Source organism: Kribbella sp. CCNWLW201 (assembly GCF_037203805.1).
Lineage (GTDB): Bacteria > Actinomycetota > Actinomycetes > Propionibacteriales > Kribbellaceae > Kribbella.
Genome location: NZ_JBBCBQ010000006.1, coordinates 333376 through 349430, shown reverse-complemented (window position 1 = coordinate 349430; position 16055 = coordinate 333376). Strand labels below are relative to the sequence as shown.

Annotated in this window: 13 protein-coding genes; 6 read left to right on the top strand and 7 right to left on the bottom strand. The window is 68.6% G+C overall.

Features of this window, described 5'->3' with window-relative positions; all coding sequences use genetic code 11:
- Positions 1–227 precede the first annotated feature (227 nt).
- Complete coding sequence (locus V9K99_RS25775; protein WP_337004684.1) at positions 228–1238, top strand: BtrH N-terminal domain-containing protein; 1011 nt, start codon at positions 228–230, stop codon at positions 1236–1238.
- A gap of 2 nt (positions 1239–1240) precedes the next feature.
- Here the strand turns inward: V9K99_RS25775 and V9K99_RS25770 are convergent, their stop codons facing one another.
- The 3 genes from V9K99_RS25770 to pepN all read right to left on the bottom strand — a co-directional run bounded on the left by V9K99_RS25770 (position 1241) and on the right by pepN (position 6399).
- Positions 1241–2422, bottom strand: coding sequence for a tetratricopeptide repeat protein (locus V9K99_RS25770; protein ID WP_337004682.1), 1182 nt, complete (start codon positions 2420–2422; stop codon positions 1241–1243).
- 60 nt (positions 2423–2482) lie between these two features.
- Positions 2483–3754, bottom strand: coding sequence for a septation protein SepH (sepH, locus tag V9K99_RS25765; protein ID WP_337004680.1), 1272 nt, complete (start codon positions 3752–3754; stop codon positions 2483–2485).
- A gap of 188 nt (positions 3755–3942) precedes the next feature.
- On the bottom strand, positions 3943–6399 hold the full coding sequence (pepN, locus tag V9K99_RS25760; protein WP_337004678.1) for an aminopeptidase N: 2457 nt from the start codon (positions 6397–6399) through the stop codon (positions 3943–3945).
- A 35-nt stretch (positions 6400–6434) separates the two neighbouring features.
- Here pepN and V9K99_RS25755 point away from each other — a divergent pair, with 35 nt between their 5' ends.
- Together V9K99_RS25755 and V9K99_RS25750 are read left to right on the top strand one after the other, a co-directional pair.
- On the top strand, positions 6435–7379 hold the full coding sequence (locus V9K99_RS25755; RefSeq protein WP_337004676.1) for an aldo/keto reductase: 945 nt from the start codon (positions 6435–6437) through the stop codon (positions 7377–7379).
- Complete coding sequence (locus V9K99_RS25750) at positions 7376–8137, top strand: YaaA family protein (protein WP_337004674.1); 762 nt, start codon at positions 7376–7378, stop codon at positions 8135–8137. Before V9K99_RS25755 ends, V9K99_RS25750 begins: the two co-directional genes overlap by 4 nt.
- Here V9K99_RS25750 and V9K99_RS25745 read toward each other — a convergent pair.
- On the bottom strand, positions 8134–9468 hold the full coding sequence (locus tag V9K99_RS25745) for an acetamidase/formamidase family protein (RefSeq protein WP_337004672.1): 1335 nt from the start codon (positions 9466–9468) through the stop codon (positions 8134–8136). The two genes, V9K99_RS25750 and V9K99_RS25745, sit on opposite strands and share 4 nt — an antisense overlap.
- Before the next feature lie 185 nt (positions 9469–9653).
- Between V9K99_RS25745 and V9K99_RS25740 the strand changes: the two genes are divergently transcribed.
- Positions 9654–10469: an MBL fold metallo-hydrolase gene (locus tag V9K99_RS25740; protein WP_337004670.1), complete on the top strand. Its 816-nt coding sequence runs from the start codon at positions 9654–9656 to the stop codon at positions 10467–10469.
- A 114-nt stretch (positions 10470–10583) separates the two neighbouring features.
- On the top strand, positions 10584–11213 hold the full coding sequence (locus V9K99_RS25735; protein ID WP_337004668.1) for an HNH endonuclease family protein: 630 nt from the start codon (positions 10584–10586) through the stop codon (positions 11211–11213).
- 1 nt (position 11214) lies between these two features.
- Here V9K99_RS25735 and V9K99_RS25730 read toward each other — a convergent pair whose 3' ends face one another.
- Together V9K99_RS25730 and V9K99_RS25725 are read right to left on the bottom strand one after the other, a co-directional pair.
- Positions 11215–12165, bottom strand: a complete 951-nt coding sequence (locus V9K99_RS25730; RefSeq protein WP_337004666.1) for a LuxR C-terminal-related transcriptional regulator — start codon at positions 12163–12165, stop codon at positions 11215–11217.
- A gap of 181 nt (positions 12166–12346) precedes the next feature.
- Positions 12347–13300, bottom strand: a complete 954-nt coding sequence (locus tag V9K99_RS25725; RefSeq protein ID WP_337004922.1) for a DUF389 domain-containing protein — start codon at positions 13298–13300, stop codon at positions 12347–12349.
- A 114-nt stretch (positions 13301–13414) separates the two neighbouring features.
- Between V9K99_RS25725 and V9K99_RS25720 the strand changes: the two genes are divergently transcribed.
- Positions 13415–14833: an APC family permease gene (locus V9K99_RS25720; RefSeq protein WP_337004664.1), complete on the top strand. Its 1419-nt coding sequence runs from the start codon at positions 13415–13417 to the stop codon at positions 14831–14833.
- Here V9K99_RS25720 and V9K99_RS25715 read toward each other — a convergent pair.
- Positions 14775–15974: a Cmx/CmrA family chloramphenicol efflux MFS transporter gene (locus tag V9K99_RS25715; RefSeq protein ID WP_337004662.1), complete on the bottom strand. Its 1200-nt coding sequence runs from the start codon at positions 15972–15974 to the stop codon at positions 14775–14777. The two genes, V9K99_RS25720 and V9K99_RS25715, sit on opposite strands and share 59 nt — an antisense overlap.
- Positions 15975–16055: the final 81 nt, after the last annotated feature.

The following is a 16055-nucleotide window of genomic DNA, read 5'->3' as shown; positions in this document are numbered from 1 at the left end:
TGTGAGTGCTGGTGTCGGCGGGCGGGCCACGGAAAGGGACAGGCCTCGTGCGCCGGAGACGGCGCGCGTCAGCGACAACAGCAACAACACAGCAGGATCTGCATGCCGAAGATGATGGCAGAGCCAGGCAGACCACGCCAAACACCGTCCGCCATCTGGGACAACTGTCCGTGATGTGTCAGCGAAGCGTTGGACTCTCCCCTGGCCGGAGGGTCCACCATGATGGCGTGCCTGACGAACTTCCGACCACGGTGACAGGTGTCGATGCCCGCGGTGGGCAGCACTGCGAGACGACCGCGCTGGGCGTACTGCTGCGGCACCAGGGACTCGAGCTGTCCGAACCCATGCTCTTCGGCCTCGGCTCGGGCCTGTCCTTCATCTACTGGGACAGCAAGAACGTGGGCTTCCCGTTTCTCGGCGGACGAGTCAAGCCTTTCGAGCTCACCAGGAACCTGGCGACCAGACTCGAATTGGAGCTCGTCGTCCAGGAGACCACCTCGCCCCGCCGGGCGTGGGAGAACGTGGTGGCGCCGATCCAGGCCGGCCACTCAGTCGGACTGCAGCTCGACAGCTACTACCTGGACTACTTCAGCGCGAAGGTGCATTTCGGCGGTCATGTCGTCGCCATGTACGGGTACGACGACCACGCGGCGTACTTGATCGACACTGACCAGCAAGGCGGAGCGGTGTCCACGAGTCTGACCAGCCTCGCCGAGGCCAGGGCCGCGCGCGGCCCGATGACCGCCAAGCACCGGTCCTTCACCCTCACCGCTCCCCGAGAGCTGCCCTCTCTGTCGGACCAGATCGTTCCCGCCATCACCGCCTGCGCCGACGCTTTCCTCGATCCGCCCATCGCCAACCTCGGTCACCGAGGCATCGAGAAGGCCGGCAAGCTGGTACGCACCTGGCTTCAGCGGACCGACGACCCGGAGCGGGACCTGCCACAGGCTGCCCTCTTGATGGAGAAGGCCGGCACCGGCGGTGCCCTGTTCCGCAACCTCTACCGCGACTTCCTCGGCGAATGCACCGACCTGCTCGACAGCAGCCACTTGCGCACTGGCCACAGGCTGTACGGCGAGGCCGCCGCACTGTGGACCGAAGTCGCCGCACTGATCGCTAAGGCAGGAGAGTCAGGCGACGCGCAATGCCTGGTGCAAGCGGGCACCATCCTCGGTGAGCTTTCACGGATCGAGCGCGACGCCATGCAGGCGCTCAGCCGCCTGAAGGCCCTGCGCTGACTTCAGTCGGCCGGACCAGACGCGAGCATCTCGGCCATCCGCTGCTCCGCCTCCTCGACCAGCACCTCGACCTCGGTGTGCTGAAGGGTGTACTCGTACCAGTGCAGCGCCCCTTCCTTGTTGCCCAGCCAATAGTTGAGCTCCCCGAGATGAGCCGCCGCCAGCGCACCGGCCGACCACCCCGCGTTGATGTACTGGCCAAACCACCAGGTCGCCTCGACCAGGTCGCGCTGTTGTTTCGCGAGCAGGCCGAGGTTGAAGATCGCCTCTTCCTGCACTGGACTCACGTGCTCGGCCGCCCGCTGATAAGCCGCGCGAGCCGCCGCGAGGTCATCCGCCTTCACGTAGGTCTGGGCCAGCGCGTAGGCCGCTTCGGGATCGTCGTCCCGCGCCGCGTCGGTGAGAGTCGCCAGCGATTCCTCGATCTCACCGGCATCTCGCTGCAGCACGCCCAGCAGCGTCTTCGCCTGCGTCGGTACGTCGGCGACCGGTACGTCGGCGAATCCGAGGATGTCGCGTACAGGCGCTTGTCCGGCGGCAGCCGTTTCGACGGCCTCTCGGCAGGCTTGCGCGGCAGTCGCCTTGTCGCCGGTCATCACCAGGACCTCCGCCAGGCCAAGCCAGGCTGCGCCGACGAAATCGGGGTGTCCCAGCGCCACGACCTGCCTGGCCGCTCGTGCGGCGGCAGCGTGCTGCTTCACCGCGAAATGCTGCGCATACAGGCCCAGTGCAGTCCGCGACCGGGTCTCGGTGTCGAAGCCGGCCAGCAACCGAGGCACGACTGGCTCGCCTACGCGGAGCTCGCCGTAATCCGGCCGGATCACGTCGTCGGTGATCTGGACGGCGAGGTCCCGGCTGAAGTCGACCTCGTCCAGTACGGCGGTCACCGTGTCCGAACCGCGATGCCAGGCAGCCACTGCAGCCGCAGGCTCCCCGCGACGCATCGAGACCAGACCGGCAAGGAGCGCGGCGCGGCCGGTCAGCTCCGGTTCTGTTCCGTAGGCGACCGCCGCTCTGAGGCACTCCCAGGCGGAGGCGTAATCATCCAGCGCAAGATAGGCCCAGCCCAGCAGGAACGCACTCCGCTGCCCGTCCGGCTGCAGCTCCTGGAGTGGGCGCCAGCATTTGTCGACCGCCTCGCGTGCTTCCGGATCGCGTCGTACCGCCAGCACTGTGGCTGCCAACGCAGCCTCCTCAAGACCTGTGAGCACGAGCCGGGAACTTACCCGGCCAGAGGGTCCAGCTCAGTCGGCCTTCTTGCCGAACATGATTTCGTCCCAGCTGGGGACACTGGCGCGCTTGGCATTGCGGCGGGCCGGCTTCTTCTTGGGCTCTTCGGTAGTGGCCGGCTCAGTGTCAGCAGCCTCGGCGGGAGCTGCCTGTGCAGCCGCAGGCTCGGGCTGCGCCGGCTCCGGAGCAGGCTCCGCAGGCAGGACCGGCTGCTGGACGGGCGCGGGCTCCTCGACAGGTGGGGGAGTGCGGTCTTCAGCAGTACGACGAGGAGGTGCCGGAGAGCGTCGTTCGGTGAACGGGTTCTCTGGGGCGGCAGCGCGCTCCTCCGGCGGAGCGAAGGAGGCGGCCTCGGCCGGGAGCTCGGTGGGTCTCTCGACGGCACGAACGGCAGGCCGCAAGGCCGGCGGCTGCTCGATCGGTACGTCGATCAGCGTCGGCTCGGTGTCCGGATCCGGAACCGAGTGCACGCGGCGCGGACCACGCTCCACATCCCGCGATGCCTCGCGCGTGGTCTCGCGGGAAACAGGGTGGTTTCTGCGCGGCAGGCTGACCGTGTCCTCGAAGCCGGCCTCATAGCTGTCGGCGCCGTGGTCGGGCGCGATCGACAGGTCGATGTCGGCGACCGCGGACAGCCGGCGCTCACCGGGCTGGGGGGTCGGCTGCACCGGCGGCGGCAGCACCTGGGCCTGCTCGCCGACCAGCCAGCGGGCCTCGTCGTCGTCCGGGACCGCGTACCGACCGGGAGCGTCGTACGCGAACATGGCGACTTTCTCTTCCTTCTGCTCCGCCTCGTCCAGGCTCTCGACGAAGTAGGAGACGCGGACAGCCCAGCGGCCGTCGTCGCGCCGCCAGGCGTCCCACTCGGCCGAGGCCGGGTCGACCTGGCGGGTGCGGAGCCGCTCGGTGACCCAGGCACCGAGGTTGCGGGTCGGGGCGTCGGCACCGCCACGACGACGCACGGAAGCGCGCTGCGAGAGGCTCGCGATGTGGTCCCGCTCGGCCAGGACCGGGCCGGCGAACGCCATCACGCGTTCCATCGGCATCTGGGCGACGGCTGCGACCGCCTCGGGACTTTCGCCGGCGCGGATACGAGCCTGGATGTCTCGTGGGCGCAGCGCGCTCTCCATTTGAATCTCCAGCTGGCCGAGTCGGGCACGGTCGCCGCGGAGGGCCGCACGCAACCGGTCGTCGACCGGGATGGCGAACTCCTCACCCGTCTCTGCCATCGCCAGGATGAGCTGCTTGCCATCCTGGCTCAGACCGACGAGCCTCGCCTCGCGCATTGCCTTTGTTCTCCTGTGCGGTTCTCGACAGTCTCTCCCGGGACGTGCTGCCAGACCAAGACCGGCGCGCCGTGCCGCGCGGTCATTGTGGAGGTTACGTCACGAAATCACATCTTGCCTGCTCACAAGGGTCCTTGTGATCACACCAGTCACATTAGTCACAACACGGTGTGACCGCGACTCAGGAGCTATCCGGCGAACGCCGAACGGACCGCAAGAGCCCGCTTCAGGTCGTCCACACTGTCGCCGACCGACCGCCGGATCCCGGCCGCGACCGACTCGTCCGCGACCAGATCCGAGGCCCGCGAGACGATCGCCTGCTCGACGGCGTACCGGGGGAAGGCGAGCTTCGCGCTCTGTGCGACGACCCAGCCGGACCGCAGCTTCTCGGTGCCGGCGATCTCGGCGAAGTACCGGTCCACGTACGGCGAGGTGAGCTCGACCTGACGTGGATGCCAGAAGCCCTCGCACGCGGCGTAGAGCTCGTAGTTCGCCACGTCGGCGTCCGTCATGATCAGCGTCCAGGCCCGCTCCTTGGCCTCCGGCGTCGGCAGCGCGGCCCGGCAGCGGACCGAGTGCACCACACCCTCGGAGGACGTGTCGCGCTGCAGCTCAGCGTCGATCTCCGCGTCGCCGACGGCACCGAGGCGGGCGAGCTGGAGCAGGACGGTCCACCGCAGGTCGGCGTCCATCGCGAGCCCGTCCGGCACACCTTCACCGTTCAGCCAGCCGGTCAGCACGTCGGCCTCGTCCGTGAACCGCACATAGCCACGCGCCACCGCCAACTGCAGGCTGCTCCCGGCCGGCGTGGTCCGGAGTCGCGCTCCGAGGGTGTCGGCCAGCTGGCCGCGGTACGGCTCGTACGGCAGGTAGATGGCGAGCAGGTGCGTGTTCGCCCACCCGACCATCGTGCTGACCGCGATGTCGCTGGTCTCGTGCGGCAGCATCCCGATCAGTACGTCGAACCCGAGCTTCGGGTCCAGCTCGGCGTCGGCGACCGCGTCACGGATGCTGTTCAGTACGACGGCCCGCGTCACCCCGTCGGAGATCTTCGGAAGCACCGACGCCAGATTCGCCAGGCTGTCCGCGTCGAGCCGGATCTTGCCCCAGGTGTCATCACCCGCGTCCGGGATCACCACCGCGACCGAGGGGTCGAGCTCGACCGTCACCTCGTCGGCGTCCAGCAGTACGTCGACCGTCGTACCCTGACCGTCCGCGTCGTACCCGCCGACCGTCAGCTTGTGCGGACGCTCGGCCGGGAACGCGGCCGGGGCGACGCGGCGCAGCGTGATACCGGTGTCGGTCCGCGACGCGCTGATCGTGTCGAGGCCGGGTGTGCGGAGCCAATGCTTGGCCCAGTTCTCGAGGTCGACGGCGCCGGCCTCGGTCCACTTGGCGACCAGGTCGCCGAACGTCGCGTTGCCGAACTCGTTCGCCCGGATGTGCGCCGCGACGCCGGCCAGGAAGATGTCGTCACCGAGGTACGCGGCCAGCTGCTTGAGGACCGCGGCGCCCTTGGCGTAGGAGATGCCGTCGAAGTCGTCGAGCGAGGCGAGCGCGTCCTTGACCGGGTCGGCCGCGACCGGGTGGGTGGACGCCCGCTGGTCGGCCTGCAGGCCCCACCACTTCCGGACGAAGGCGAAGTCGATCCAGTTGTCGGTGTACTGGGTCGCGTCGGTCGAGACCCGGTGCGCCATGTACTCGGCGAACGACTCGTTCAGCCAGAGGTCGTTCCACCACTCCATCGTGACGATGTCGCCGAACCACTGGTGCGCCATCTCGTGGACGACGGTCCGGGCCCGGCTGCTCCGCTCGCCGTCAGTCACCGCGGACCGGAACACCATCGGGTCGCGGAAGGTGACGCAGCCCGGGTTCTCCATCGCGCCGGCGTTGAACTCGGGGACGAAGGCCTGGTGGTACTCACCGAACGGATACCGGTAGCCGAACATCCGGTGGTACTCGTCGAAGGACTGCTTGGAGACCGTGAAGATGTCCTCGGCCTCCCGCTCCAGCGCCTCCTTGAGCGACTGCCGCGCGACCACGCTGAGCGGGATCCCGTCGTGCTCGTCGGTGATCTGGTGGTACGGCCCGGCCACGACGGTGACGAAGTACGTCGACAGCGGCGGCGTCTCGGCCAGCTCCCAGCGACCGGGGGAGACCTGGGTGGCCGCGCCGTTCCCGAGCACCAGCCACTCCTTCGGCGCGGTGACCTTCATCCGGTACGGCGCCTTGAGGTCGGGCTGGTCGAAACACGCGAAGATCCGCGGCGCCGCGTCCAGGAACGACATCGCGTAGGTGTAGACGAGACCGTCGGCGGCGTCGACCGCGCGGTGCAGTCCCTCCCCGTCGTGCGAGTAGAGCATCGACGCGACCACCACCAGCTCGTTGTCCGGCTGCAGGCCGGTCAGCTCGAGCCGCCCGTCGTTCAGTCCGGCGACGTCGACCGCCGTACCGTTCAGCGTCACCGAGGTGAGCTCGTCCGGCTTGATGTCGAGCCAGGTCGTCGTACCGGTGGCGGTGAACCTGATCGTGGTGGTGGATCCGAACGTGCGCTCGCCCTGGGTCAGGTCGAGGTCGACGTCGTAGGACTGGACGGAGAGCGCGGCAGCCCGGGTACGGGCGCCGTCGACGGTGAGACTCGGCATGCCGGCAACTCTATGCCTGTCATTAGTCTTGGCACATGACGGATATGGAGTACCGGCAGCTGGGTGACTCCGGCCTCACGGTCAGCGTGGTGGGACTGGGCTGCAACAACTTCGGGCGGCGCCTCGACGCGACCCGGACGGATGCGGTGGTGAATGCCGCGGTGGACGCGGGGATCACGCTGTTCGACACCGCGGACATTTACCACGGTGAGCACGGGTACAGCGAGGAACTGCTCGGCAAGGCCCTCGGGAGCCGCCGCGACGAGGTGGTCATCGCGACCAAGTTCGGCGGTGACATGCAGGGGGTGAACGGCCCGGACTGGGGTGTCCGCGGTTCCCGCCGGTACATCCGCAAGGCGGTCGAGTCGAGCCTGCAGCGGCTCGGCACCGACTGGATCGATCTCTACCAGCTGCACTTCCCGGACCCGGTCACCCCGATCGAGGAGACCCTGGCGGCGCTGACCGAACTCGTTGCCGAGGGCAAGGTCCGGTACATCGGCAGCTCCCAGTTCGCCGGCTGGCAGGTGGTCGACGCCGACTGGGCCGCGCGGACCGCCGGCCTGGAGCACTTCATCAGCGCGCAGAACCAGTACTCCCTGCTCGAGCGCGACGTCGAGGACGAGCTGATCCCGGCCTGTGAGCACCTCGGCCTCGGCGTGCTGCCGTTCTTCCCGCTCGCCTCCGGTCTGCTCAGCGGCAAGTACAAGCGCGGCGAGGCGGCGCCCGAGGGCAGCCGGCTCGCGACTCAGCCGGAGCGGCTGGCGCGAGCGGACTTCGACAAGATCGAGGCGCTCGAGACGTTCGCGGCCGAGCGCGACCTGAGCCTGATCGACATCGCCATCGGCGGCCTCGCGGCGCAGCCCGCGGTCGCGTCGGTGATCGCCGGTGCGACCAACCCGGAGCAGATCGAGCAGAACGTCACCGCCGGCCTGTGGGACCCGACCGCCGCCGACCTGGCCGCCCTGGACGAGCTCACGTGACCCTCATCCTGCTGCCGCCGTCCGAAGGCAAGACCGGACGGTCTCGCGGTCGCGCTGTCGACCATTCGTCGCTGTCGTTCCCGGAGCTGAACCCTGTCCGCGAGCAGGTCCTCGACACGCTGGCGAAGGTCTCCGCCTCGTCCGACGCGTACGACGTACTCGGGGTTGGAGCCTCCCTCCAAGGTGAGGTCGACCGGAACACCCGCTGGCGCACCGAGCCTGCCGTGCCCGTGTCCGAGCTGTACTCAGGGGTCCTGTACGACGCCCTCGGCTACGCAACCTTGTCCGCGGGCAGCAAGCGACGGGCCGGCAACCGCCTGCTCGTCGTGTCCGCCGCCTGGGGCGCGTTGCGGATGGCCGACCGTGTACCGCCGTACCGGCTGTCCATGGGTACGACGTTGCCCGGCCTCGGACCGCTTGCTTCGGTATGGCGCGACCCGCTGGCCGCCGTACTCGCGGAGGCCGACGGGGTGATCGTCGACTGCCGCTCGTCCACCTACGTGGCTGCCTGGCGGCCGAGCGGCGACCAGGCGGCCAAGTGGGTCGCGGTGAACGTCGTCCGCGAACGCAACGGCGTCCGCTCCGTCGTCTCGCACAACGCCAAGCACACCCGCGGCCTGGTCGCCCGCCATCTCCTTGAATCAGGCAAGGATCCAGGCACCCCGAAGTCGCTCCACAAACTCGTCAGCGAACGCTGGAACGCCGAGCTCGACGGCACGGGCGCCGGCTGGACCCTCACGGTCGTCGAACACGACTAGCTGAAATCTGCCTTCCGGATCACGCCGTGGACGCCGGTGGTCCGGTCGACGACCTGGGAGACCTCGAAGTCGGCCGCGGCGGACAGATAGGCGTACGCCGTCGCGCGGTCCATGCCCTGGTCGGTTTCGAGGAAGTCGAGGGCGTTCACGACCGCGCGGCGCATGGCAATGTTCAGGTCGTTGCCCTGACCGTTCTGGCTGCCGTCCGGGTCGGACAGGCCGATCGGGACCCAGGCCTCCGGCGTCTCCGCAAACGGGTACCCGAAGGCCACCGACGGCGCGTCGCCAGAGCCCTTCTTGCAGGCCGTGAGCCGGAAGGTCGCCCGCAGCGAGCCCTCCAGTGCGGTCAGCGCGACCTCGCCGTTGCCCATCGCGAAGTGCGGGTCGCCGACGTGGAACAGCGCGCCGTCGGCGAACACGGGCAGATAGAACGTGGACCGGACGCCGAGCAGGTTGATGTCGATGTTCCCGCCGCCGAGCGTCGGCGGGATCGAGTTCAGCTCCGGTGCTGTCGGCGATGCCGAGCCGGCGAACGCGACGCCCATCAGTCCCATGAACGGGTTCAGCGGGAAGGTCACTTTGCCGCGCGCCATCACCCCGCGTCCGCCCCGGACCGGGGTGAACACCGAGACGTTGCCGTACCGGGTCGGGTCGCCGGTGGCGCGACCGTCGGTCTCGACCGGCGGCATGATCTCGTCGATCGTGATCCCGGCCGGGACACCGCCGCCGGCCAGTCGGGGGAGTGCACCCTTCCCGTGCCGGCTGGACACCACGCCGTACGGGACGCGCGGGAGCATCGACAGCATCTCGATCTTGAGTACGTCGCCGGGTTTCGCGTCCTGGACGAAGATCGGGCCGGTGACGACATGTGGCCCGTCGACGTCGAAGTTCCGCGTGGCACGGTCGTAGTCGCGGGCGATGGCGACGGCGTCGTCCAGCACCGACGACCTGGCGACGCCGTGCCCGGCGAAGTACTCGACCGGATCACGGCCCTGGTCCTCCAGGATGCCTTCGTGGGAGACCGTGTCGACGGTGACGGTCTCACCTGACCGAATCCGCAGTACCGGGGCGCTGTCGAGCGACGGGACGTAGCCCCACCGGACCTGGTCAGGCGTCGACCGCAGATAGTGACGGCCGTGGATCGGCCCCTTGCCAGGCTGCAACACCTCCCGCGGTACGGCGGCCTGCGCGGAACTCGCCGTACTCGCCGAGGCCGTCACACCGCCGGCGCTGACACCGGCGGCGCTGACGGCGGCGGTCGCGCGCAGGAAGTCCCGGCGGCCGAGGCCGGAGCGCAGCAGGGCAGCGGCCAGTTCACCAATGGTTGCCATCGGCATCTCCTCACTGGATGGTGTCGCCTGTATACCGGCACGGCATTTCGGAACCGTGAAGCCTTGTAAACAGGGGATGTCGGCGGGTTCTTGACAGCACGTGGAAGGCGGCGGACGCTCCGAAGAGGAGCGGTTCCGGCGTTCTTGCAGTGGGTGACGGCCGAACTCCAAAGGGGGAAATCATCATGCGGATCAACCGTGTAGGTGCTGACATCAGCGTGCTGAGTGACCAGCTACCGATACCCGGGATCGGGTTTCTGCCGATCAACGCGTTCGTGCTCATGGCGGCCGAACCGTTGGTGATCGATACCGGTCTGAGCCTGCCGGACCGGGGTTTCATGGATGCACTCGGTTCGGTGGTCGATCCGAAGGATGTCCGGTGGATCTGGCTGACCCACCCGGACCGGGATCACACCGGGTCGCTGTTCGACCTGCTCGAAGCGGCCCCGCAGGCACGTCTGATCACGACCTTCATCGGCGCCGGGATCATGTCGACCGAGCGGCCGCTGCCGATGGACCGGCTCTACCTGCTCAATCCCGGCGAGTCGCTCTCGCTGGGGGACCGGACGGTGACAGGCTTCCGCCCGCCGTTGTACGACAGTCCGGCGACTGTCGGTTTCTACGACGACCGCTCGCGGGCCTGCTTCAGCTCCGACTGTTTCGGCGCGCCGATGCCGACGTCGGAACTCGCCGACTGCGGTGACGTCAGCGACGCTCCCCAGGACGCGTTGCGCGGCGGACAGTTGCTGTGGGCGACGCTCGACAGCCCGTGGGTGCACAACGTCGACCAGGAAGCCTTCCGCCGTACCATCCAGCCGCTGCGGGAGATGGACCCGTCGGTGATCCTGAGTACCCACCTGCCGCCGGCACCGCGACACACCACCGAGTTTCTGGATCTTCTCGAGACAGCACCGCAGGCGGATCCGTTCGTCGGACCCAACCAGCGCGCCTTGGAGGAGATGCTGGCCAGCTTCGAGCCGGCGGCGCCGACACCGGCCTGAGCAGGACCGTTCACGCGGCTTTCATCGGTGAGTGGTTTCTTACGCCGTGTAGTCGGGGAAGGCTGAGGGCAGCAAGTCAGGGGGGACCCGCCCGACCCTTCGGAGGCCTGACTGATGCGACGTTTCACCACGCTTGTGATCACTGCTGTCGCCACCGCGACCGCATGGGGCCTGAGCGCCGGACCGGCGCTGGCCTACCCACCGACCCCGCCCTCGGCCAGTACGGCGGCCACCCAGCTGGCAGGCCTCACGGTCAAGGCCGAGGGCTCGACCACCGGCTACAGCCGGGACCTGTTCCCGCACTGGATCACCCAGTCCGGTACCTGCGACACCCGCGACCAGGTGCTGAAGCGCGACGGCACCGGCGTCACGGTCGACAGCCAGTGCGAGCCGACTGCCGGCCGGTGGTACAGCGTGTACGACTCCACCTGGGTCGAGGACGACTCGTCGATCGACATCGACCACATCGTCCCGCTGGCCGAAGCGTGGAAGTCCGGTGCCAACACCTGGTCCACCTCCAAGCGGCAGCAGTTCGCCAACGACCTGACCATCGCGCAGCTGATCGCGGTCACGGCGTCGAGCAACCGCTCGAAGGGTGACAAGGACCCGTCCGCGTGGAAGCCGCCGAACACCTCGGTGCACTGCATCTACGCGCGCGAATGGATCTGGGTGAAGCACACCTACGGTCTGGCGCTGCAGTCGGCCGAGAAGACCGCCCTGCAGCAGATGCTCGGCACCTGCTGACTCAGCTGTCTTCGAGTAGATGGCGGCGCTGAGCGTGGATCCCGGCCTGGAACCGGGTCCGCGCACCCAGCGTCTCCATCAGCTCGGCGACGCGACGTCCGACCGTCCTGCTGCTGAGCCCGAGCTGCCGCGCGATCGCGTCGTCCTTGAATCCCGCGGCGAGCAGCGTCATCAACCGCGCGTCCAGCGGATCCGTCTTCGCCGGCGGCACCACCGGCACCGCCTGATCCCACAGCAGCGTGAACATCTCGATCAGCGCGTCCAGCAACGCACACGGATGTACGACGAGCGCACTGTCGACCAACTGGTCGACCGCCAACGGCAGCAGCGCGACCGTGCGGTCGAACACGGCCAGCTTCATCGGCACCTGCGGATGCACCCGTGACGTCTCGCCGGCATCGGCCGCGCTGAACGCCTCGTCCACTCCGCCCGGTACGTCGAGGGAGTCGGGGGAGTAGATGCCCTGGACAACCACCCCTTCGTTGAGCAGTCCGCGCACCCGCGTGTCCGACTCGTCGACCTGCGACGCGTACGGCGGCCGGTCCAGCACCAGCAACTGCTCCCGCGTCCCGTTCAGCAACTGCGCGAACCGCGCCGCGATCGCCTCCTGCCCGACGATCACCTCGACCAGGTTCTCCGGCCGGTGCTGCTCCTGCGCCCGAAGCTCCGACAGCAGCACCCGTGCCTCGGCCCGAACCCGGTCCAACTCGGCACGCCGTACGGCGACCAGCGCGTCGACCGCAACATCCGGGCGGGTCGGCAACAGGCGGGGTGGTCGGTCGGAGGTGGTCGTCAGCAGCCCGAGTTCCTCGAGCCGCTCGACCGTCGCGAGGACTTCTTTCTCGTCCCGATCGAGTCGCTTGGTGAACTCGGTCAGGTCGCACCCCGGGGCGGCGAGCAGCGCACGGTAGGCCTGTTCGTCCGCCGGTTCCACCCCCAGCGACTCCAGCATCCAACCCTCCCGTGCAGCCCGGATCCTGGACAGGCTATCTCGTCTCCCGGATGCCCTGAAGCTGGCTGGCGACTTCGCGCCATGTCCGACATGCGTCAGCCAGATGTCTGGTGCGGGGCACCCCCGAATGGGGTACGACTAACGGGGCAGGGCGCGCGCGGACCGGACAGGGGACGCCCGGTCAAGCCTCAACGCGCGCGCCCGCGCCCCTCTTCATCCGCAGGTAGGTCCGCCAGATCACCCGCTGCAGCAGCAGCGTGATCACTCCGGCCAGCGTCATCCCGACGAGGTTGATGCCGAGCTGCGCCGCGGCACCTCCGATGTGGTGCGGCGCCCACAGTGCGACCGACAACGCCAGGTCGCCGGCGGCAGGCACCGTGGTCACCGAGATGAACACCCCGACCAGCGCGTTCGCCCGCCCGGCCGTCTGCGACAACACACCAGCACACCCAGCCAGTACGGCGACCACGGCCGACCACCTGTCCGGTCGCCAGATGAACCCGGTCAACGGCCGCGCCGCCGTCACGTCACCGACATCGATCCACCCGACCGCGCGGGCCAACAAGGCGGCGAGCGTGGTGAGCACGATCGCCAGCAGGAAGCCCCACACCAGCAACAGCGCGGACCGCCAGGTCAGACCGGCGTTGCGCAGCGCGATCCCGACCGCCAGCGCCGCGACCACTCCGAACTCGGGCCCGACGACCATCGCGCCGACCACCAGGATCGACGAATCGGTGACCACGGCAACGGCCGCGATCATCGTCGCCAGGGTCAGGAACGCGTAGTACACCCACGAACCCTTGGCCTCGTTGTAGGCGTTGTCGACGACGGCGTCCCAGATGACCGCGTCGTCCGGCGCGCCTGGTGCCGCCTTCTCGGTCGCGCGGGCGTTCCGGGACGGTGCCGAGTCGACCTGCGCGATCGCCACCGAGCCATCGTCGTACAAGCCTTGTTCCTTGAGCCAGGCGAGGATGTCCGAGGTCGCTTCGCGGGTGACGTCGCACTCGACGACGTCACCGGCGGGACGATGCGCCGCTCCGGCGAGGTGGACGATGCTGGTCACCCGCGGGTCGTCGACGAGCGTGTCCAGGACGCGCCCGGTGCGATCCGGTGGGACGATGAGACGAAGGTGCATCACGGGCCACATGGTCGCAGGCCACCGGTCACCTTCCGGTCACGGCCTTGTCTCGGGCCGTGCCGATGCACCCCCGGATATGGTCCACTGACGCACCGAATCCAGGGAGGCACGATGAGTGAGAGTGCTGGCGCGGCGGCTGCGCCCGAGGTCGGTCACCGGCCTGAGCTGAAACGGGTGATGGGCCCGGGACTGTTGCTGCTGTTCGTGGTCGGCGACATCCTCGGCACCGGCGTGTACGCGCTGACCGGCAAGGTGGCCGGCCAGGTCGGCGGAGCGGTCTGGCTGCCGTTCCTGTGCGCCTTCATCGTGGCGCTGCTGACCGCCACCAGCTATCTGGAACTGGTCACCAAGTACCCACGGGCCGGTGGCGCCGCGGTCTATACGCACAAGGCGTTCGGGATCCACTTCCTCACCTTCCTGCTCACCTTCGCGGTGATGTGCTCCGGCCTCACCTCGGCGTCGAGCGCGTCGAAGGCGTTCGCGGCGAACTTCTTCTCCGCCGCCGACATCGACCCCGAGCGCGGCTCGCTGCTGATGATCACCTCGCTGAGCTTCATGGCCCTGATCGCGCTGGTGAACCTGCGCGGTGTCGGCGAGAGCGTGAAGGCGAACGTCGTGCTGACCTGTGTCGAGCTCAGCGGTCTGCTGATCGTGATCGCGATCGGTGCCTGGGCGATCGGCAGCGGTGACGGCGACACCTCCCGGCTGACCGAGTTCAACACCCCGTCCGGTGAGACGGCGTTCGGATCCGTCACCGCGGCGACCGCGCTGGCGTTCTTCGCGATGGTCGGCTTCGAGGACTCGGTGAACATGGCCGAGGAGACCAAGGACCCGGTCAAGATCTTCCCGAAGATCATGCTGATCGGCCTCTGCATCACCGGAGTCATCTACGTCCTGGTCGCGATCTCGGCGGTCACCTTGGTGTCGCCCGAGGACCTGAACAAGGGATCCACACCGCTGCTGAAGGTGGTCGAAGCCGGCGCACCGAACTTCCCGCTCGAACTCTTCGCCTGGATCACGATGTTCGCGGTCGCCAACTCGGCTCTGATCAACATGCTGATGGCGAGCCGGCTGCTGTACGGCATGTCGCACGAGCAGGTCCTGCCCGGTCCGCTCGGCCGGGTGCTGCGCAAGCGCCGTACACCGTGGATCGCGATCCTGTTCACCACGCTGCTCGCGTTCTTCCTGATCGGGTACGCCGACCTGGCCGCGCTCGGTGGTACGACGGCGTTCCTGCTGCTGTGTGTGTTCGCGATTGTGAACGTGGCCGTCCTGGTGCTGCGCCGGGACCGGGTCGAGCACAAGCACTTCCACGCACCGACCGTGCTGCCGATCCTGGGCGCCGTACTGTGCGTCTACCTGGCCAGCCCGCTGTCCGGACGGGCCACTGCGGACTACAAGATCGCCGGCTGGCTGATGCTGATTGGTGTCGGGCTGTGGGCGGTCACCTGGCTGCTGAACAAGTACGTGTTCAACCGGCACGCCGAGTTCGACCCGAGCCATATCGACCCGAGTGGTCCGGTGAACTGACCGGCAGCAGAGCTGCCACGACGACGGTACCCAGGGCCGTGAGCCCGGTGGCGACGGCGATCCAGCCGAGCGCGGAGTAATCCGCGCCGGCGTCGATCGCCAGACCGCCGAGCCACGGCCCTGCCGTGATTCCGACGTTGAACGCGGAGAAGTTGATCGCCGTCGCCAACGTCGGGGCATCACCCGCCAGGCTGAACACACGCGCGTTGAGAGCCGGGTTGGTCGCGAAGCCGAAGCCGCCCAGCAGGACGATGACCGTGATCGCGATGACCGGGCTGGTCGCGGTGACGGCGAGGATCGTGGACAGGACGCATAGGCCTGCGATACCGGTGAAGAGCGTGTGAAAGGGCAGCGCGTCCGCGGTCCGGCCGCCGAGGGTGATCCCGATGAACGAGCCGAGACCGTAGAGCGCCAGGACCCCGGGCACCGCACCCGGCGTCAGCCCGGTCGTCTGGATCAGCAGGGGAGCGAGGTAGCTGAACACCACCAGGATGGTCGCGGTGACCAGCGCGGTGGTGCAGAACGCCAGCCAGAGCCGCGAGTTGGCGAGCGCACGGATCTCGTCGCGGAGCCGTGGTGTCTGCGACGGGTCGGGACGTCCGCCGGGAATGGTCGCCAGCACACCGGCCATCGCGAGGACACAGAGTCCGGCGACGGTCCAGAACGCCGTACGCCAGCCGAGGTGCTGGCCCATCACGGTGCCGGCCGGGAGCCCGACGATGGTGGCGATGGTCAGGCCGCCGGTGACAATGCTCATCGCCCGCGCGCGGGCGTTCTTCGGTACGAGCGCGACCACGGTGACGGCCGCGACGGACCAGAACCCCGCGTAGACGAAGGCGCCGACGATGCGGGTGGCGAGCAGTACGGCGTAGTTCGGGGTGAGCGCACCGGCGACATGCGTGAGCGCGAAGACGGCGAGGAAGAGCAAGAGCGCCGTACGGCGGGACCAGGTGAGCGTGACGACCGCCAGGACCGGTGCGCCGATCAGCATGCCGACGGCGAACGCGGAGATCAGCAGACCGGCCGCGGGGATCGAGACGTGCAGATCCGCTGACAGCTCAGGCAACAGCCCGGCGAGCATCAACTCCGACGTTCCCTGAGCGAAAATGCTCAGGCCGAGCACATAGACGGCTACCGGCATCGCGCTTCCCCCACACCTCACTCGGCCTCTCGACTACGGCCTCTCCCCATCGCCCCGCTCAGGCACGGGGAGTATCGCAGA